The following is an 18676-nucleotide window of genomic DNA, read 5'->3' as shown; positions in this document are numbered from 1 at the left end:
ACCCCCGCCGAGCGGGCAGCCAGAGCCGAACAGATCCTGCGTGACGGCGGATACCAGGCCCTCGTCCCGTATCCCGGCCTCGTCAGCACCCCCTGGGCAGCGATGTGCACGGGGTGCAACACCGTCCGGTACCCCACGGTGACGGAGGTGCAGCAGGACCAGTGCAAGCACGTGCGGCCCGAGCAGCCACCCCCGAGTCGTCGGCGGCAGGAAGATCCGGGAGGCCCCGGATGACGCACCGTCGACCGTCCCTCGCGGTGCGGGCCGGGCTGTTCACCTTCCGCGCCGCCCGTATGGGCCTGTTGCTCGCTGTGGTCCCCGCGCTGGCGGTGCTCGTGGTCTGGCTCTGCTTCGTCAGCACCCCGGCCCCATAGACCGGGTGGACCGCCGGCGCCTGGGGATGCCCCACCCCGGGGATTCGCCGCTGGCGGCCCACCCTCCTACACCCTGCGGTCGGTGCAGCCGGGACAGCCGCCAACCGCAGGGCAGGGACTCCGGCCCCGAGATGGGGATCACGGGACCGGAGTCCTCTCACAGAGGATCCGCACACGAATGGAGAACACCCCATGACACTGACCATGGAACGCACCCAGACCGCGAGGCCGTTCGGGCTGTCCAAGGCCGTCCCCGTCGCCGACGAGACGCTCACCCTGCCGGCCCTGCACCTCTGCCCCGAGCGGCAGATCAGCGTCACGCGACCGGGACGCCGTTCATCCACGAGCCGTCGATGAAGAGCCAGATCACGACGACCACGCAGACCCAGGAGGACAGCCAGCTGGCGACCGACACCGAGAACGACACGGACTGACGTCGGCTGACAGCGGGATCTGACTCATGACCGTCCTGGTGTTGACCCGGGCCCAAGATGCGACCGACCGCACGTCGTGGGAGGGCGCGTTACGTGGTCAGCACCGGGACGTCTCTCTGGCCGATGTCCGGTCGGTGTACTACCGGAGGCCGGCCGCGTACTGCCTACACCCGGACATGTCCGAGCAGGATGCGCGGTGGGCGGACGCTGAGGCGCGGGCCGGGTTCGGCGGCCTGGTGGCCGCGCTGCCCTGCCTGTGGGTGAACCACCCTCACCGCAACGACCTGGCCACGTACCCGCCCGTCGCCCTGGCCGCGGCGGCCCGGTGCAGACTCTCCGTACCCCGGACGCTGATCACCAACGACCCGGCTGAGGCCCGCGAGTTCGTCTCCGCGCTGCCCGGCCGAGTCGCCGCGTACAAGGCACTCGGCACCACCCACCCCAGCGACCACGACGACCGTCCACAGGCCCTGTGGACAACGCAGGTCCGGCCCGGCGAGATCGACGACTCGGTGAGGCGCACCGCCCACCAGTTCCAGGAGTGGGTGGACAAGGCGTACGAGGTGCGGCTCACCGCAGTGGGACACCAGCTGTTCGCCGCCGAGATCCATGCAGGCTCTGACCGCTCCCGCATCGACTTCCGGGCCGACTACGACAGCCTCATCTACAAGCCCTGCCAGGTGCCCGAGCACATCGCCCGGGGCGTCCACATGCTGACGTTCAGGTTCGGACTCCAATACGTCGCACTGGACTTCCTCGTTAACCCACAAGGGCGCTGGTACCTGATCGACGTGAACCCGAACGGGCAGTGGGGGTTCATCCCCGACCTGCGCACGCCCATCACCCGAGCACTCGCTGACCTACCGGAAAGGGCCACACCGTGATCACCGAAGCACCATCGGCCGACGAGCTACGCCAGCATATGGCCGACCACCTGGTGAGGACCGGCAGCATCCGATCCAAGCCCTGGCGTGCCGCCTTCCTCAGCGTCCCCCGCCACGCGTTCGTCCCCGACTTCACCGTCCGATCCCAGGGCAGCCTGCACCGGTACAGCCAGGGCGACCCCGCATGGCTGGCCGCGGCCTACCAGGACGTCTCCCTGCTGACCCAGTTCGACCAGGACGGCACCGCCACCAGCTCATCCACGCAGCCGTCCCTCATGGCCCAGATGCTCGAGGCCCTGGACGTGCGGGACGGCGACATCGTGCTGGAGATCGGCGCGGGCACCGGCTACAACGCGGCACTGCTCTCCCACCGCCTCGGGCCCGACCACGTCGTGACGGTCGACGTCGACCCCGAGTTGGTGGCCGCGGCGAAGACCCGCCTTCGCTCGGCCGGGTACGAACCCACCCTCGTCGCGGGGGATGGGATGGCCGGCTACCCGGAGCGCGCACCGTACGACCGGCTGCTGGCGACGTGCGGGGTGGGCCGGATCCCGACGCCCTGGCGGGATCAACTCCGCCCGGGCGGGGTGATCGTGGCCAACATCGGCTGCGGCATCGTGCGCCTGATGGTCCAGGACGACCATTCCGCCGGCGGCCGGTTCCTCCACGGCCTGGCCACTTTCATGACCGCCCGGCCGACCCCCGACACGGTGGGCACCACCGCGGGGCGACTCGTACAGCCGCTGCTGACGTGGTCCGGCGAGACCCGGGAGATCACCCTTCCCGCGGTACCGGACGCCCCCGGAGCGCAGTTCCTCACCTCGCTGCTGCACCCGCGGATCAACGACTTTGCCGTGGTGGATGACGAGGGCCGGCAGATCCGGTGCCTCTTCGACCCGGCCAGCTCATCATGGGCGCGGATCACCATGACCGGTGCTGGAGTCATGACCGCTCGGCTCGACCACGGCGGGCCGCGTGATCTGTGGGCCGAGCGGGAGCCGCTGCTCACCCAGTGGCGGGATGCCGGGCGGCCGGGGCACGAGCGCTATGGGCTGACCGTCGCTTCGGACGGGGCTCATACTCTGTGGCTGGACGAGCCAGACGGCGTGAGCTGGCGGCTGCCGAGGCGAAGGATCGGCGCACCGCGCGGGACCGCTGCAGTCAGCAGGTAGCCCAACCGGGCGGCCATGGCGTCCGTGTCCGCGATCCGGCAGTACGACTGGACACTCAGTCAGGTGCCGGTGCCTGTGTGGTGCCGGTGCCTGCCCCTGGACTTCCCCGCCCGGCCAGTCACGCGGTGATCGTGGCGTCCAGCGCCTTGCTGGCCTCATGCGCGAAGCGAGTAACCGAGTGGGCGAGCTCCGCAGCCTTCAGGGTGTGGCGCTCGATGTGCTCGGCCACAGACTCGGGGGACGAAGCCCGACTCTGCTTCCAGGTCACCAGATTGTTGTCGACGACCCGCAGCGCCCTGAGGACTGCGTCCCCAGCCCTGGCTACTTCTTCAGGGCCTTCCAAGTACAAACGAGCGCATGAGGCCCGAATCGTCTGGATCAATTCGTTCAGCTGCCCCAACAGGCTTCCCACTTCGGCATCAGCGTCCTCCCGGACCAGAGCACGGGATACCTCTCGCGCGACTGCGCGTGCCTCGGTGATGGGAACGAGCGTCGCCGCGTAGGTCTCTTGCCGGATCTCGCGCCGCCATCGCGCATGGTCGATGTGGGCCTGGTCCCGTGCCTGTTGACGCATGTACCGGCCCGTGAGCACGGCAGTCGCGCTGGTTCCGACGACCCCGACGAAAGCACCGAGCACAGCGGCGAGCCCTTGGTCCACACGAGCAAATTATCGGATTGCCCACCGCGCGTGGCAGCGGCCTCTTTCGTCTCTGCCTTTTGGTGGATGTTTGGCGGGTGCGTACGGGCCGGTGCACCGTGGGAGGTGTGAACGACATACCCGGCGGCACACCCGGCGACAGCGGTCCCACCCACCAGCGCTCCGCCCGCAAGGCCCGCATGTACGAGCCGGGCGTCTTCATCGACCGCGTCTCCCCCACACCGCTGCTGATGATCGTCGGTCGGCAGGACACCGTCACCCTCACCGACACCGGGCTCGCCGCCTACAGCCGGGCGGGCACTTCGCGCCGTACACCACCGAGTTCGCCCGAGCCTCGGCGGCGGCCACCGCCTTCTTCCGCGACCATCTGACACCGAACGGAGCACCGGATGGCGACTGACCGTCCAGGGTCCGCGCCGGATCAGGCGCTCTGCGGGAGGCAGCTCACTTCGCCTCCGATCGTGCCGCTGGCCGCCGCGATGACCTCCTCGAGGTGATCGCGGGCCGTGGCCAGGTCGGCCATCTGGGCGTTGATGCGGTCGCGTTCGGCGATCAGGCGGGCGATGCCGGCGGGGGTGGCGACGCCGGAGTGCGCGCAGGGGAGGAATTCGCGGATGGTCTTGCTCGACAGGCCCGCCGCGTAGAGGCACTGGATCCACAGGACGCGGTCGACCGCGGTGTCCGCGTAGTGGCGCTGGCCGCTGGGGCTGCGGTCCGAGGTGAGCAGGCCCTGCTCCTCGTAGTAGCGCAGCGCTCGTACGCTGACGCCGGCCTTGGCGGCGAGTTCGCCGATACGCACCGTGACTCCTACTGCCTCTACGTCAGGGATGCGTTTCAGGGTAGTCGAGGCGCCCGGGAGTCGGGGGGCGGTTGGGCGGGAGCCTCATCCGCCGTCGGCTTCCCGTCGCCGACGGGGCCATCCGCGTGTTTGCGGCGGTCCTCGTCCTCGACGAGCAGGGAGAGGAGCGAGGCCACTGGGAGCCCGGCCTCGGCGGGGTGGCGCAGGACCTTCCCCGGCTCGATGCGGTACGTGTTCGTACGCCCCTCACGGGTGTGGGACAGATATCCGTCCTGCTCCAGGTCGCCGATGATCTTTTGGACGGCACGCTCGGTCAGCCTGCAGTGCGCGGCGATGTCGCGGATCCGTACGTTCGGATCGTCGGCGATCGCGGCCAGCACGCGGGCGTGGTTGGTCAAGAACGTCCATCCGCTGTGCGATTCAGGCACTCCTCCCATGGGCTCATGATATTGCCGAAACAATAACGCATCTGGAAACATGAATCCGACTTCGTGTATAGCAAGCCGTGTGACGCCAGCGAGGCGACCTCGAGGGGAGACAGACAGGTGCACGCACGAGACATCTCCGTGCCCGAGCCTGGACATCGCTCGCCGTACAGGCCCGTGATCGGCGCGGCGCTGGGCATATCGGCCGGCTCGGCGCCGACGCGCCCCTCGGCCACCCTCCTCACCGACAGCTACCCGGAGGGACCCCGGAAGGTTGTCCTGGTCAACGGAGAGGTGGACTACGAGACCGCCCCCGCCATGTCCGCCGAGCTGCGCAACGCCCTCCGCGATTCCGCCGAGGGCGTTGACGTCGACCTGAGCGCGGTGAGGTTCTGGGACTGCTCGGCGCTCAACGCGCTGCTGAGGCTCCGCCGGGAGGCGCACGCACACGGCAAGACGGTCATCGTCCGCTCCCCCAGCCGCACGGTCAGCCGGGTCCTCGGCCTGACCGGCACCGCACGGCTGTTCCGGCCCTCGGCTATCCCTTCCCCTCGTCCTTGACTGCCTCGCCCTTGGCGGTCTCGTCCTCGATGGCCTCGGCGACGCGGGTCAGCGCCTGGGCGATGAACTCCGCGGACGCGGCCTTGTCGATCCCGAGGTCGGTCAACAGGCCCGCGCCGTCCTCGTGTTCGAGGAGGGCGAGGAGGATGTGCTCGGTGCCGATGTAGTTGTGGCCCAGCCGCAGGGCCTCGCGGAAGGTGAGTTCGAGGACCTTGCGCGCGTCGGCGTCGAAGGGGACCAGTGCGGGCATGGAGTCGGCCGCGGGCGGGAGGGCGGCGGTGGCGGCCTGGCGGACGGCGTCCAGGAGGACGCCCTGGGCGACGATCGCCTTGGCGGCCAGACCCTCGTCCTCGGCCAGGAGGCCGAGGATGAGGTGCTCGGGGCGGATCTCGGCGTTGGTGGCGGCGCGGGCCTCGTTCTGGGAGGCGACCACGACGCTCCGGGCGCGCGGTGTGTAACGGCCGAAGCCCTGGCTCGGGTCGAGGTCCGACGGTTCGCCGGACGCCTTGTTGACGAAGCGCTTCTGGGCGGCCTGCCGCGTCACCCCCATGCTCTTGCCGATGTCGGTCCAGGAGGCGCCGGAGCGGCGGGCCTGGTCCACGAAGTGGCCGATGAGGTGGTCGGCCACCTCGCCGAGGTGCTCGGCGGCGAGCACCGCGTCGGTGAGCTGGTCGAGGGCGTCGGGGTGGACCTTCTTGATGGCCTCGATCAGGTCGTCGAGGCGTACGGGATGGGTGAGTCCGGCTGGTTTCGTCATGCGTCAACCATAGGTTGACACCCCAGGGGTGTCAACGTTGGGTTGACACCGAATTCCCCCGGCGCGGCCGGGCTCCGGACTCGGGCTCCGGACTCGGACTCCGGACTCGGACTCCGGACTCGTGCTCCGGACTATGGTTTGCGTCGTGTTGGCAGAGACCGATCGTGCCGCCCTGGCCGCTGAGGTGTGCCTCGCGTTGGGGAGGTGTTGTCCCGGCTCGGCCGCGGAGTTGAGGGGCTCGCTGGCGTCAGGCACCGCGGACGCCTTCAGCGACATCGATATCGGGTGGGTGGTGCCGGACGCGCGGTTCCCGGACTGCCTGGCCCGCGTGGCCGATGTGCTGGGCGAGGTCCAGCCGGTTGAGAGCGTCCGCGGTGACCCGGACTTCCACCACTCCGACCGGCGCCGTTCGCTGTTCGTCCGCTTCGCGGGGGCGCCGCTGTTCTGGCGGCTCGACCTGGACGTCCGGGCCGCGTCGGTCGCGGATGACCCGCACTATGACGTGGGGAATCCGGCGGCACGAGCCCGTGAGGGTGAATGGTCACGGCCGGCCAGTGCCCTCGCCAATGCCATCGGCGCGGTCAAAGCGGTGGCCCGGCAGCGGGACGCCGAGGCCCGCGGCCTGCTGGACCGCGGGTTCGCCCGGATCGGCGAGGATGACCTCGCGACCGGCGACTGGGCCGGCGACGTAGCCCGGTTGGCACGCGCCGCGGTGCTGCGCGATCCCTCCTTGTCGGACCTGGCCGCCCGGGTCACCGCGCTCGCGTCGGACGGACCTGCGCGGTCACGGCACTAGCTCCGGTGTTCGCGGTGCGCCCGGTTCGGGGGCCAGAACGACGTCCAGGTGAACTTGTCGCCGCCCACCCACCGGACCACATCCGGATCGTCCAGATCGACGTCGTCCAGGCCGACCTCCCGCGCGATCTCGATGACGTCCAGGACCGAGTGCGCCTTGCCCGCCAGCTCACCGGCGATCTCGACCAGACGGTACGGGGGATCGTTCTGCTGGACGCCGAGCACCACGATCGGAGGCCGGTGGATGCGTGGCGCCTGGGATTCGGTCATATGTCCCAGGCTGCGCCCCGCGCCCTCCCGCCGCACCTCGGAGACACCGGACCTCGGAGGCGCCACACCTCGGAGACACCGCACCTCGGAGGCGCCACACCTCGGAGACACCGGACGCCGCGCCTCGGAGGCACCGGACCGCTCGGCCGGATACTCCTTCGGGCCTTCCCGGCTCGTCCGCCCCCGCCCCGCGCCCCACGATGGTCCGGTGGACGGAGATCACGGCCGTATATCCGGCGGGCTGGGCCGCCGCCGCTTCCTCGGGGCCGCCGCCGCGGCCGGTGCCGCGGCGGCGGCCGCGACGGGCTGCGACTCCTCGGCCGAGCGGAACGGCCACCCCGCCCGCCCGTCCCGGCGCGCCGACGCCGCGCGCCGGGCGGAGGAGGCGGAGCGGTCCCGGCCGGGCAGTGCCGACTGGCGCATCCGCTCGGTGGGGCCGCCCGGCGCCATCGAGGGCTATACCGACCGGGTGAGCGTGCTGCCCGACGAGGAGGTCGGGCTCCATGTGTCGACCACCGCCCCCGCCTTCCGCGTATCGGCCTACCGGATCGGCTGGTACGGCGGGGCGCAGGCGCGGCTGGTGTGGCGGTCGCGCCGGGTGGAGGGCAGGAAGCAGGGCCCGCCCGTGTTCCTCGACGCCACCCGCACGGTGCGGGCCGACTGGGACCGTTCGCTCCGCATCCGCGCCCGGAACTGGCCGGAGGGCGCGTATCTGCTGCGGCTGGACGCCTCGAACGGCCATCAGCGCTATGTGCCGCTGATCGTGCGCTCGCGGCAGGCGCGGGGCCGGACCCTGCTGATGCACGCACCGGCCACCTGGCAGGCGTACAACACCTGGGGCGGCTACAGCCTCTACCAGGGCCGGGACGGTGCGTACGGGTCGCGCTCGCTGGCCGTCAGCTTCGACCGGCCGTACGCGGCCGACGGGGCGGAGAAGTTCCTGGTCTACGAGCGGGCCCTGGTGGTCCTCGCCGAACGGCTGGGCCTTCCGCTCGCGTACACCACGGGCGTGGACGTCCATCTGCGACCGGCCGTGCTCAAGGGCGCCACGGCCGCCCTGTCGCTCGGTCACGACGAGTACTGGACCCCGCAGCAGCGGCGGTACGTGACCCGGGCCCGGGACGACGGCACCAATCTGGCCTTCCTCGGCGCCAACACCTGCTTCCGCCGGATCCGGCTGGAGCCCGGCCCCGGCGGTGCCCCCGCGCGCACCGTGGTCTGCTACAAGACCGCCTACCGGGATGACCCGTACCTGGTGAACCATCGCGACCTGGCGACCACCGACTTCCGTCAGCCCCCGGCGCCCGATCCCGAGTCCTCGCTGACCGGCGTCCTCTACGAGGGCTACCCGACCGACGCCCCCTACGTCGTCCTGGACAGCGGCCACTGGCTGTTCGCCGGGACCGGGGTGGACGACGGCGACTCCTTCGACCATCTGGTGGGTGTGGAGTACGACCGGGTCACCCCGGGCGATCCCACTCCGGCGCCGCTGCGGATCATCGCCCACTCCCCCCTGGTCTGCCGGGGGCGGCACAGCCACTCGGACTCCGCGTACTACACCGTGGCGAGCGGGGCGGGGGTCTTCGCCTCGGGGACGATGCGCTGGGTGGAGGCCCTGATGGCGGGGACCCGCGAGAACGGGCGTGACCACGGGATGGACGCCCGCACCCGGGCCTTCGTCACCCGCACCACCGAGAATCTGCTGCGCGCCTTCGCGGCGGGGCCCGCCGGCCGGGACAAGCCACGGCCGGAGGACAACGTGCGCAGCGTGTACCGTGCGTCGACCCCGGCCTGACCAAACACCCCGAACGGGTGCTGTTCCCGGAGCCGTTGTACTCCCTGGACCGATCGACACCACCCTTCGGACATACTGTGCGGATGTCTACGCAAAGGGGAATTCCGCGCGTCATCCACCAGACATGGAAGGATGCGGACGTACCCGCCGTGTGGCGGCGCTGGGCCGAGTCCTGGCGCCGCCACCATCCGGGGTGGGAATACCGGCTGTGGACGGACGCCGACAACCGCGCCTTCCTCACCGCGCATTACCCCTGGTTCCTGCCGGTCTACGACGGCTATCCCGAGCCGATCATGCGGGCCGACGCGGTCCGGTACTTCCTGCTCGACCACTTCGGCGGCGTCTACGCCGACCTCGACTTCGAGGCCCTGCGCCCGCTGGACGGTCTGCTCGAAGGCCGCGAGCTGGTCCTCGGCCTCGAACCCGAGGAGCACACCCGGCTGCTGTGCGCGCGGCGCGCCGGATTGCCCCGGGTGGTCGGCAACGCGTTTCTCGCCTCCCGGCCGGGCCATCCCTTCTGGGCGCACGTCCACCGCGAACTGGTCGGCGCCCACACCGCGCCCAGCCCGCTGGACGCGACCGGGCCGTTCTTCCTCACGCGCGCGCTCGACGGCACCCCGTACGACGGCACGATCACGGTGCTCGGACCGGAAGTCCTGTACCCCAAGCCGAGCCCGTACGCCACGGAGGTGTTGGGGCCGAGGACGGTGGACTTGGAGCGGGCGCACGCCGTGCACCACTGGTCGGGCAGTTGGGCGCACGACGCGGCCTTCACGCCCCGCGTCTCGGAAGGGCGCACGGTCCCCTTCTGGACCAGCCAGGACCTGCGGCCGTGCGCGCGGGGCACGCTGGATCTCGACGCCCAGCGCGCCCGGTGGGCCGAGGGTGCGCCCGCGCCGCTGGTGTCCTGCCTGATGGTCACCGGAGACCGGCCACGCCTCGCCGAACGGGCGATCCGCTGCTTTCTCACCCAGACCTACCCCCGCGCCGAGTTGGTCGTCGTGGACGACGGCACGGACGACACCCTGGAACAGCACGTCCACACCCTCGCCGATCCACGGGTACGGCTTCACCGGCTGCCGCCGGAGGGACGGCCGCTGGGCGATCTGCGGAATGCCGCGGTCGACCTGGCCACCGGGCCGTACGTGTGCCAGTGGGACGACGACGACCTCTACGACCCGGAGCGGCTGGACGTCCAGATGGCCGCACTCCTGGGGCTCGGGGCCACGGCGTGCTTCCTGGCCCGGGAGCGGCTGTGGTGGCCCGCGCGCCGGATGCTCGCCGTCTCGGGGACACGGGTATGGGAAGGGTCGATGGTGTGCGCGAAGGAGGTGCTGCCGCGCTATCCGGCGCTGAGACGCGGCGAGGACACCCCGGTCGCGGAGCAGGTGGTGCGCACGGGACGGGTGGCGTCCGTGGACGCACCCGAGCTGTACACGTACGTCCACCACGGCGCGAACACCTTCGACGCACCGCACTTCGCGGGCCTCTTCGACGCGGCGACTCAGCTCTGGACGGGCGGTGACTACGCGTCGGCGGTACGCGCGCTGGCGGCCCGGCTGCCGGTGGCCCCGGCGGACCTGGTGCACGCGGAGCACGAGGAGCCCGAACGGCAGCACGCGCCGGACGCGGGAGCGGAGGAGAGCGCGGGGACTCCGGCGCGGTGCGAGGGGGCGGCGGTCCCCCGGGCCCGGTCCCGGCCGTCCGTCCCGGCCGAGCGCCCCACGGTCCTGATCCTCACCCCGGTCAGGGACGCCGCCGACTTCCTCCCCCGCCACCTGGAAAACCTGCGCGCCCTGGACCACCCCCGGGAGGCGCTGTCGCTCGGGCTGCTGGAGGGCGACAGCCGGGACGCCACATGGGAGCTGCTGGAGGACGCGCTGCCCGCGCTCACCGCCGAGTTCGCCCGCGTCACCCTCGTACGGCGGCACTACGGGCTGCGGCTGGCCGGGCCGCGCTGGGAGCCCTCCGTCCAGCGCACACGACGCTCGGTGCTGGCCCGGGTCCGCAACCATCTGCTCGCCCGGGCGCTCGCGGACGAGAGCTGGGTCCTGTGGCTCGACGCCGATGTGACGGACTGTCCCCCCGATCTCGTCCGGCGGCTGCTCGACGCGGGCGAGGACATCGTCGTCCCCCACTGCGTGTCCGAGCCGGGCGGGCCCACTTTCGACCTCAACACCTGGGCCCTGACGCCCGACGCCGGGACCCTGGACTGGGACCGGTGGCTGCGGGACGGAATCCTGCAGCCGCCCAAGGGGTTCGGGCGCGCCTACCTGGACGAGCTGCGGGACCGGGCGCGAGTGCGGGTGGACTCCGTCGGAGGTGCGGGGCTGCTGGTCCGCGCCGATCTGCACCGCGACGGCCTGGTGTTCCCGGCCGTTCCGTACCGGCGGCTCATCGAGACCGAGGGGCTGGCGGCACTCGCGCACGATATGGGGACGGAGTGCTGGGCGCTGCCCGCGCTGGAGCTGGTTCATCCGCGCCGTCCGTACCTTCCGAACCTTCCGCACCTTCCGCGTTCGGAGCCGGATCCGGCGGCGGAGTCGGAGTGCGCTGCTCCGGACAGGTGAAGCCGTACGCGCTTCCGAAGCCTCCCCCCTCCGGGCTCGTTGGGCAGATGCCCGCGGGTGTCTCCGCGGAAGTTCCACGAGGAGGCTTTTGATGAACATCGGTAAAACTGCCGCCCTGGTGACGGCGACCGCCGGTGCGGTCGCCTTCGGCGGCGGTGTCGACGCCACCGCGCTCGCTCCCGGCGCACCGGGCGTTCCCGGCAGCGGCGTCCAGCAGCGCGACGCCTGCGACAGCGCGGCCAACTCGCCGGTCGCGGCGGTCGGCGCAGGCACCGGCTGTCTCGACTTCGCGCGTGTCTTCGGCGACCCGAAGAGCGTGGTGCAGAAGAACCAGTGTGATGTCTCCGGCGCCGGCAGCGCCGCCAATGTGGTCATCATGCCGATGACCGGCGATTCCTCAAAATGCGCCAACATCGCCGTCGACACCCGTTCAACCCAGGATTCATCCCCCTTCGGAGTCCGATGACGCCGCCCGCGGCCGATCCGGGCCGCGGCCCCCGGGAGGCGGTTCTCCCGGGGGCCGCGGTCTCGGTGGTGATCCCCTGCCACGGCTACGGCCGCTATCTGCCGCAGGCCGTGGCCGGCGTGGTGGCCCAGACGTACGACGACTGGGAGCTGATGATCGTGGACGACGGCAGCCCGGACGACACCGCGGAGGTGGCCCGGTCGCTGATCGCCCGGCACCCCGGCCGGCGGATCCATCTGCTGAGGCAGGCCAACGCGGGGGTCTCGGCTGCCCGTAACGCGGGTATCGCGGCCACCGGTGGGCGCTATGTGCTGCCGCTGGACGCCGACGACGTCATCGCGCCGACGATGCTGGAGAAGACCGTCGCCGTGCTGGACCAGGACCCGGACATCGCGATCGTCTCCACCGATGTCTCGGCGTTCACCGACGATGAGGACCTGCCCGCCCAGGTGCTGGAGTTGCCCGCGTACCGACCGGAACTGCTCCTCCAGCGACTGATCATGTTCTACTGCTCGCTCTACCGCCGCGAGGTGTGGGAGACGGCCGGCGGCTACGACGAGTCCATGCGCACCGGCGAGGACTGGGACTTCTGGATCGCCTGCGCCGAGCACGGCTTCACCGCCCATCACCTCCACGAACCGCTGTTCGGCGCGCGCAACAAGGACGACGGACTGCATGTGGAGGCGGCCGAGAACGACCTGGCGGTACGGGCGCGGATCGTGGCCAACCACCCGGGGATGTTCAAACCGGTCACCCGTGCCTGGGCGCACGCGGTACTCGAACCCCGGGGGCAGGCCGACGAGCGGGTGCCGGACGACATCCTCACCCGGGCCGCCGATATGGACCAGTTCCTGCGGTCGGTGCTCTCGCTCCAGCGCACCGCCCGCCTCCAGCACCGCTACATCCAGCGGCTGGAGGCGGCGCTGACCGGACACCGTGGCGGGGCTCCCGGGGCCGGGAGCCCCGCCACGGTGCCGTAGCCGCTATTCGAAGAGGTCCGCGTACGACCCCATCGCCAGCGCGATGTCCGCCTGGGCCCAGAACCGGTGGTACGTGAAGCTGGGCACCGCGCCGCCCTTCAGATACGCCTCGACCTTCGACCAGGCCGGGTCGTTCTTGTAGAAGGAGCGGATCGACATGAAGGTGGAGTTGGAGTCGATCTTGTCGCCGTTCGGCATGGTCCCGGTCCAGCCGCTGGGGACGTAGACCGGGTCGTCGAAGCGGTTGTAGTCGGCGCGGGTCTCGGGGACCGCGATGCCGAGGGCGTCCTGGTAGTTGTTCCACATGCCGTCCAGCAGCGCCTTCGCGGTGTCCCTGGCCTTGGTGTCGCCGGACTTGGCGGCGTAGTAGGACAGGGTCTTGGCGTACGCGGCCGCCACGCCGACGTCATTGGTGTAATCGGCGACGGTGACGTGCAGGTTCGCGTTGGCGCCGGGGCTGGAGGCGTTCCAGGTGTCGGGCCGGCCGGACCACTGGAGGGTGGACGGGATCTGGTAGGTGCCGCCCGCGTTGACGGTGGTCTTGGACAGCGCCCACTTCACCCACTTGTCCAGGACCGTCTTCGCGGAGGCGTCACCGGTGCGGTTGTAGTACTCCGCGACGCGCTCCATGGACCACGCCTGGAAGCCGAACCACTGGTTGGACGGCGGGTCGTGGTAGACCGGCTTCTCGTCGTAGTACATGCCGTAGAAGGTGGAGCTGCCCGACGGCGGCGTGGCGTAGCGGCCCTGCCAGCTGTTGGTGGCGCCGCCCGCGATGGCGCCCTCGCTCGACTGCAGCCAGCGGTAGAACTCCAGCTGGCGCTTGAGGCTGGTGGACCAGTCGCTCGCGCCCGTCGCGGACTTGGGTTTGAGGTCGGCGTACGAGCTCAGGGCCCAGGCCGCCATGGGGTTCTGGTAGCCGCCGTGGGCGTGGCTGGAGCCGATGCGCCAGGACCAGCCCGCGGAGGTGTCGGTGGCGCCGCCCCAGGCGTAGTACCAGGACAGCAGGTAGTGGGAGCTGTTCTTGCCGCTCCCGGCCGGGCAGGTGGTCTCCCCGACACAGTTGCCGACCTTCTTGAAGTACTTGTCGTACATCGCGTAGCGCAGATAGTCGCCCATCTTGGCGGCCTTGGCGATGTTGCCGGAGATCTGGCCGCCCTTGCCCTGCGCCTTGGCCCACTCCGAGGCCCAGTAGGCGGCCTGGACGACCCGGGCGTCGGCGTCGGGGGCGTTGGTGAACTTCCACTGCTTGGCGTACGCGGCGTCGCCGGTGAACAGGTCCAGATAGCCGTTCTTGCCGCCGTACTTGAAGCTGTCGCAGGTGGGCTGGGTCACGGTCTCCCAGACGGACTCCTGCGGACCGCGCTGGAAGGTGTTGACATAGCTGGGGCCGGTGTCGCTCGGGCCCGCCTCGCACTTGCCGGGCGCGTTGCCGTAGCCGTAGACGTTGTCGACGTCCTGGATCCAGTGCATGCCGTAGATGTCATCGGTGCCGTACGCGCTCTTCAGCTCGGCGGCGATGGGGTCGTTGCCGACCGGGACATTGCCGTTGAGCTGCGAGGGGTACTGGGAGGGCTGGTCCCACTCGGGCGCGTAGGTGGCCGGCTTGGAGGCGTTGTAGAAGCTGTTGGTGGGCTGGTCGGCGTGGGTGGGGATCATGTACTTCTCCATGAGGTCCCACGCGTTGTTGAACTTGGACCAGTCCCCCGTGACCTTGCCGTACATCGCCTGGAGCCAGATCAGATAGCTGTACGCCTCGGAGGTCGTCTCATGGCCGTGGTCGGGGGCCTCGACGATCAGGGTCTCCACCGAGTGGTACGGAACGCCCTCGGGCGAGAAGTAGCCCGCCGAGGGTGTGGTGATCTTGTTGTAGAGGTCCAGGAAGCGGGCGTCGTAGACCTTCGCGGCGGCCAGCTGGGTGACGGTGACCTCGGCCCTGGTGTGGCCGGCGGCGGTCGCGGTGAAGGTCGCGGCGCCGGTGCCGGAGTTCGCGGCGGCGACGGTCACCTGCTGGGCGGTGTCCCAGTTGGCGGGGGTGAAGGTGAGGGCGGCGCCCGAGGAGACCGTCAGCCCGGTGTTGCCCGAGGTGCGGGCGACGGAGACCGTGACGTCTCCGGACGGCTTGGTGGACAGCTTCACGCCGAACGTCCCGGTCTTGCCCTGCTGCACCCCGAGCTGCCCGGGACTGGCCACCAGCGCGGGCCCGGCCGCCACATGGATGCCGACGGGGGTGGACTCGGCGGCGGCGCCCTGGCTGTCGTACGCCTTGGCGTAGAGCGAGTAGTCGCCCGCCGGGACGTCCTGGTAGTCGAAGGCGTACGGGGAGGTGGTGTCGGTGCCGAGGAGCTTGGTGTCGCTGTAGAACTCGACCTTGCTGATCGTCGCCCCGTCGGCCGCCGCGGCCGTGGCCGTCATCGGGACGGTGCCGCCGGAGGTGAAGAGGGCGCCGGGTGACGGGCTGCTCAGCACCGCGATGGGCGGCTGATGGGCGCCCCGGCAGGCCACGCCGTTGACGGCGAAGGAGGTGGGGGCGGCGTTGGTGCCGCTGTAGGTGAACTGGGCGCCGGTGGTGACATTGCCCCCGGCCGCGATCTTCGCGTTGTGCCCGGCGTTGGTGACGGTGACGGTCTTGCCGGACTGCGACCAGCTGCCGTTCCAGCCGTTGCCGAGCTTCTGGTTGCCCGCGTAGTCGTACGTCAGGGTCCAGCCGTCGATGGCGTCGGTGCCGGGGTTGGTGATGGTGAGATCGGCGGTGAAGCCGGAGCCCCAGTCATTGGTCTTGTAGTCGACCCCGCACTGGACCGCCGCGGCGTGCGCGGGGGCGGCGCCGCCCGCCGCGGTCATGGCCACGGGGAGCGAGAGGGCGGCGGCCAGGGTGGTCACCAGCCGCCTCATCCGTCGTCGTGCCCCGGATAAGGGCGAGCCACGCTGTACGCGCATCGGGGGACCTCCTCGCGGTTCGTGCGGTGGTGGGGGATGTGCGAACCAATGGGAGCGCTCCCAAGGTTCGTGTCAGCCCGAAGGAGTGTCAAGTCTTTGAACAACAGCGGGTCGCCGGGCACCTTCGACCGATAATTCGTGAACGGGGTCTGTTGACATGCGCCCGTCGAGCGCTACCTTCACTTCAACCAGTGGGAGCGGTTCCAGCAGTCTGCGCCGCGTCGAACGGCGCTTGAACCTCGAGGAGTCGCTCCATGCGAGCACCCCCGCGCCTTTATGCCTTGGTGGCCGCCGCGGTGTTATCCGTGGCGGGCACCGCCTTGGTGCCCGCCACCGCCTCGGCGGCGAGCGGCCCGGCCACGACCGCTTCGGCCGCGAGCACCCCAGCGGTGACCGTGCCCAACGCCGCACCCCCCAAGCTCCGCGCCTCCGGCAACAAGCTCGTCGACGAGAACGGCGCCACCCGGCGGCTGCTGGGCGTCAACCGCTCCGGCGGTGAGTTCATGTGCGTCCAGGGGCGTGGCATCTTCGACGGCCCCGTGGACGACGCGGCCGTCAAGGCCATCGCCGACTGGAAGGTCAACGCGGTCCGGATCCCGCTCAACGAGGAGTGCTGGCTGGGTCTTTCCCACATCAACGCGGCCTACGGAGGGGCCAACTACATCGCGGCCGTCAAGGCACTCGTCGCCCGGCTGGAGGCCCGTGGCATCACGCCCATCGTCGAACTCCACTGGAGCCACGGCAGATACACCGGCGGGGACAGCCACTGCGCCGACACCGAGTACGCCACCTGCCAGAAGCCGATGCCGGACGCCCAGTACACCCCGGCCTTCTGGACCTCGGTCGCCCAGACCTTCAAAGGCGACCAGGCCGTGGTCTTCGACCTGTTCAACGAGCCGTTCCCGGACCGCGCCACCTCCGACCTGACGGCGGCGTGGAAGTGCTGGCGCGACGGCGGGAGCTGCCCCGGGATCGACTTCCAGGTCGCCGGGATGCAGACCCTGCTGAACGCCGTACGGGCCACCGGCGCCAGGAACCTGGTGCTGATCCCCGGCATCGCCTACTCCAACGATCTGCGCCAGTGGCTGACGTACAAGCCGAACGACCCGGCGGGCAATCTCGCCGCCGCCTGGCACACGTACAACTTCAACACCTGCGCCAACGAGAGCTGTTTCAACGAACAGCTCGCCCCGGTCATCGCCCAGGTCCCGTTCGTGGCGGGCGAGATCGGCGAGAACACCTGCTCCCACGGCTATGTCGACCGGGTCATGGCCTGGCTGGACGCCAAGGGCACCTCGTATCTGGGGTGGACCTGGAACACCTGGGACTGTTCCTCGGGCCCGTCCCTGATCAGCGATTACAACGGCACGCCGACCAACTACGGCGTGGGACTCCGCGATCACCTGAAGGGAATCCAATGAGCCGCAGAATCCGAAGGGCGGGCACCCTGCTCGCCGCCTCCGCGCTGACCATGGGGGCGCTGACCGGCGTGGCGTCCGCCCAGGTGGACAGCGGCAGGGCGGCCGCCGCGAAGGTCGACAACCCGTACTCGGGCGCCAAGGTGTACGTGAACCCCGACTGGTCGGCGAAGGCCGCCGCCGAACCCGGCGGCAGCAAGATCTCCAACCAGCCGACCGGCATCTGGCTGGACCGGATCGCCGCGATCAACGGCACGAGCGGCGCGATGGGGCTGCGCGCCCACCTCGACCGGGCGCTGCAGCAGTCGAGCGGCAGCCCGACCGTCGTCCAGTTAGTGGTCTACGACCTGCCCGGCCGTGACTGCGCCGCGCTGGCGTCCAACGGCGAGCTCGGCCCGACCGAGATCGACAAGTACAAGACGCAGTTCATCGACCCGATCGCGGCGATCCTCTCCGAGTCGAAGTACGCCAACTCCAATCTGCGGATCGTCACCACGATCGAGATCGACTCGCTGCCCAACCTGGTCACCAACACCGGCGGCCGTCCCACCGCGACCCCGCAGTGCGACACGATGAAGGCCAACGGCAACTATGTGAAGGGCGTCGGCTACGCCCTGAACAAGCTGGGCGCCATCGGCAACGTCTACAACTACGTGGACGCCGGCCACCACGGCTGGATCGGCTGGGACGACAACTTCAACGCCACCGCGCAGGTGCTGAAGCAGGCGGCGACGGCCGAGGGCAGCACGGTCGACAAGGTGGCCGGGATCATCGTCAACACGGCCAACTACAGCGCGCTGAAGGAGAACAACTTCACCATCAACGACTCGGTCAACGGCACCTCCGTGCGCCAGTCGAAGTGGGTGGACTGGAACCGGTACGTGGACGAGCTCTCCTTCGCCCAGGCGTTCCGCCAGGAACTGGTCAACGTCGGCTTCCCGAGCAACGTCGGCGCGCTGATCGACACCTCCCGCAACGGCTGGGGCGGCTCGGCCCGGCCCGGCGGCCCCGGCGCGAAGTCGGACGTGGACACGTACATCAACGGCGGGCGCTACGACCGCCGGATCCACATCGGCAACTGGTGCAACCAGTCCGGCGCCGGGCTCGGTGAGCGGCCCAAGGCGGCACCCGCGTCCGGGATCGACGCGTACGTATGGATGAAGCCCCCGGGCGAGTCGGACGGCTCGAGCTCCTCGATCCCGAACGACGAGGGCAAGGGCTTCGACCGGATGTGCGACCCGACGTACACCGGCAACCCGCGCAACGGCAACAACATGTCGGGCGCGCTGGCGAACGCCCCGCTGTCGGGCCACTGGTTCTCGGCCCAGTTCCAGGAGCTGCTGAAGAACGCCTATCCGGCGCTGTAATCCGCCTGACC

The 18676-nt window shown here is 70.4% G+C and carries 19 protein-coding genes; 13 read left to right on the top strand and 6 right to left on the bottom strand.

Features of this window, described 5'->3' with window-relative positions:
* The first annotated feature begins 230 nt into the window (after positions 1-230).
* The 4 genes from JK364_RS08320 (at position 231) to JK364_RS08305 (ending at position 2864) form a co-directional block, all read left to right on the top strand.
* Positions 231-374, top strand: a complete 144-nt coding sequence (locus JK364_RS08320; RefSeq protein WP_201849123.1) for a hypothetical protein — start codon at positions 231-233, stop codon at positions 372-374.
* Positions 375-566: 192 nt separating this feature from the next.
* Positions 567-731 carry a putative ATP-grasp-modified RiPP gene (gene tgmA / locus JK364_RS08315; RefSeq protein ID WP_230991622.1) on the top strand — a complete coding sequence of 55 codons (165 nt, stop codon included), beginning with the start codon at positions 567-569 and terminating at the stop codon, positions 729-731.
* Between the two features lie 253 nt (positions 732-984).
* Positions 985-1692 carry an MvdC/MvdD family ATP grasp protein gene (locus tag JK364_RS08310; protein ID WP_230991621.1) on the top strand — a complete coding sequence of 236 codons (708 nt, stop codon included), beginning with the start codon at positions 985-987 and terminating at the stop codon, positions 1690-1692.
* Positions 1689-2864 carry a methyltransferase domain-containing protein gene (locus JK364_RS08305; RefSeq protein ID WP_201849119.1) on the top strand — a complete coding sequence of 392 codons (1176 nt, stop codon included), beginning with the start codon at positions 1689-1691 and terminating at the stop codon, positions 2862-2864. The genes JK364_RS08310 and JK364_RS08305 overlap by 4 nt, the downstream gene beginning before the upstream one ends.
* Before the next feature lie 118 nt (positions 2865-2982).
* Here JK364_RS08305 and JK364_RS08300 read toward each other — a convergent pair whose 3' ends face one another.
* The gene (locus tag JK364_RS08300) at positions 2983-3522 is read right to left on the bottom strand and encodes a hypothetical protein (protein ID WP_201849116.1); all 540 of its coding nucleotides are present in this window, start codon (positions 3520-3522) and stop codon (positions 2983-2985) included.
* Positions 3523-3629: 107 nt separating this feature from the next.
* On the opposite strand from JK364_RS08300, the gene JK364_RS08295 reads away from it, so the two are divergent.
* Entirely contained in the window at positions 3630-3893 is a 264-nt protein-coding gene (locus tag JK364_RS08295; protein WP_230991620.1) for an alpha/beta hydrolase, read from the top strand.
* 50 nt (positions 3894-3943) lie between these two features.
* Here JK364_RS08295 and JK364_RS08290 read toward each other — a convergent pair whose 3' ends face one another.
* Together JK364_RS08290 and JK364_RS08285 are read right to left on the bottom strand one after the other, a co-directional pair.
* Positions 3944-4321: a MerR family transcriptional regulator gene (locus JK364_RS08290; protein WP_201849114.1), complete on the bottom strand. Its 378-nt coding sequence runs from the start codon at positions 4319-4321 to the stop codon at positions 3944-3946.
* Positions 4322-4356: 35 nt separating this feature from the next.
* Entirely contained in the window at positions 4357-4758 is a 402-nt protein-coding gene (locus tag JK364_RS08285; protein ID WP_201849112.1) for a helix-turn-helix transcriptional regulator, read from the bottom strand.
* A 108-nt stretch (positions 4759-4866) separates the two neighbouring features.
* Here JK364_RS08285 and JK364_RS55130 point away from each other — a divergent pair, with 108 nt between their 5' ends.
* Entirely contained in the window at positions 4867-5307 is a 441-nt protein-coding gene (locus JK364_RS55130) for an STAS domain-containing protein (RefSeq protein WP_307841193.1), read from the top strand.
* On the opposite strand, the gene JK364_RS08275 is transcribed toward JK364_RS55130, so the two are convergent.
* Positions 5285-6064 carry a Clp protease N-terminal domain-containing protein gene (locus tag JK364_RS08275; RefSeq protein WP_201849110.1) on the bottom strand — a complete coding sequence of 260 codons (780 nt, stop codon included), beginning with the start codon at positions 6062-6064 and terminating at the stop codon, positions 5285-5287. The two genes, JK364_RS55130 and JK364_RS08275, sit on opposite strands and share 23 nt — an antisense overlap.
* A gap of 145 nt (positions 6065-6209) precedes the next feature.
* Here JK364_RS08275 and JK364_RS08270 point away from each other — a divergent pair, with 145 nt between their 5' ends.
* Positions 6210-6860 (top strand): hypothetical protein, encoded by a 651-nt coding sequence (locus JK364_RS08270; RefSeq protein WP_307841192.1) that lies wholly within the window; start codon positions 6210-6212, stop codon positions 6858-6860.
* On the opposite strand, the gene JK364_RS08265 is transcribed toward JK364_RS08270, so the two are convergent.
* Complete coding sequence (locus tag JK364_RS08265) at positions 6857-7129, bottom strand: hypothetical protein (protein ID WP_201849106.1); 273 nt, start codon at positions 7127-7129, stop codon at positions 6857-6859. The two genes, JK364_RS08270 and JK364_RS08265, sit on opposite strands and share 4 nt — an antisense overlap.
* Before the next feature lie 208 nt (positions 7130-7337).
* Between JK364_RS08265 and JK364_RS08260 the strand changes: the two genes are divergently transcribed.
* The 4 genes from JK364_RS08260 (at position 7338) to JK364_RS08245 (ending at position 12940) form a co-directional block, all read left to right on the top strand.
* A complete protein-coding gene (locus JK364_RS08260) occupies positions 7338-8924 on the top strand; it encodes a N,N-dimethylformamidase beta subunit family domain-containing protein (RefSeq protein ID WP_307841191.1) in 1587 nt (528 codons plus the stop codon).
* Positions 8925-9007: 83 nt separating this feature from the next.
* A complete protein-coding gene (locus JK364_RS08255) occupies positions 9008-11494 on the top strand; it encodes a glycosyltransferase (protein ID WP_201849104.1) in 2487 nt (828 codons plus the stop codon).
* A 91-nt stretch (positions 11495-11585) separates the two neighbouring features.
* Positions 11586-11960 carry a hypothetical protein gene (locus JK364_RS08250; RefSeq protein WP_201849102.1) on the top strand — a complete coding sequence of 125 codons (375 nt, stop codon included), beginning with the start codon at positions 11586-11588 and terminating at the stop codon, positions 11958-11960.
* Positions 11957-12940: a glycosyltransferase family 2 protein gene (locus JK364_RS08245; protein WP_201849101.1), complete on the top strand. Its 984-nt coding sequence runs from the start codon at positions 11957-11959 to the stop codon at positions 12938-12940. Before JK364_RS08250 ends, JK364_RS08245 begins: the two co-directional genes overlap by 4 nt.
* 3 nt (positions 12941-12943) lie before the next feature.
* Here JK364_RS08245 and JK364_RS08240 read toward each other — a convergent pair whose 3' ends face one another.
* A complete protein-coding gene (locus JK364_RS08240; protein ID WP_201849786.1) occupies positions 12944-15835 on the bottom strand; it encodes a glycoside hydrolase family 48 protein in 2892 nt (963 codons plus the stop codon).
* Between the two features lie 299 nt (positions 15836-16134).
* Between JK364_RS08240 and JK364_RS08235 the strand changes: the two genes are divergently transcribed.
* Both JK364_RS08235 and JK364_RS08230 read left to right on the top strand, forming a co-directional pair.
* A complete protein-coding gene (locus JK364_RS08235) occupies positions 16135-17301 on the top strand; it encodes a glycoside hydrolase family 5 protein (protein WP_201849099.1) in 1167 nt (388 codons plus the stop codon).
* Positions 17298-18665: a glycoside hydrolase family 6 protein gene (locus JK364_RS08230; RefSeq protein ID WP_201849098.1), complete on the top strand. Its 1368-nt coding sequence runs from the start codon at positions 17298-17300 to the stop codon at positions 18663-18665. The genes JK364_RS08235 and JK364_RS08230 overlap by 4 nt, the downstream gene beginning before the upstream one ends.
* Positions 18666-18676 lie beyond the last annotated feature (11 nt).

Source organism: Streptomyces endocoffeicus (assembly GCF_016741935.1).
Lineage (GTDB): Bacteria > Actinomycetota > Actinomycetes > Streptomycetales > Streptomycetaceae > Streptomyces > Streptomyces endocoffeicus.
The sequence above is the reverse complement of the archived record's forward strand: the minus strand, read 5'-3'. Positions and strand labels throughout refer to the sequence as shown.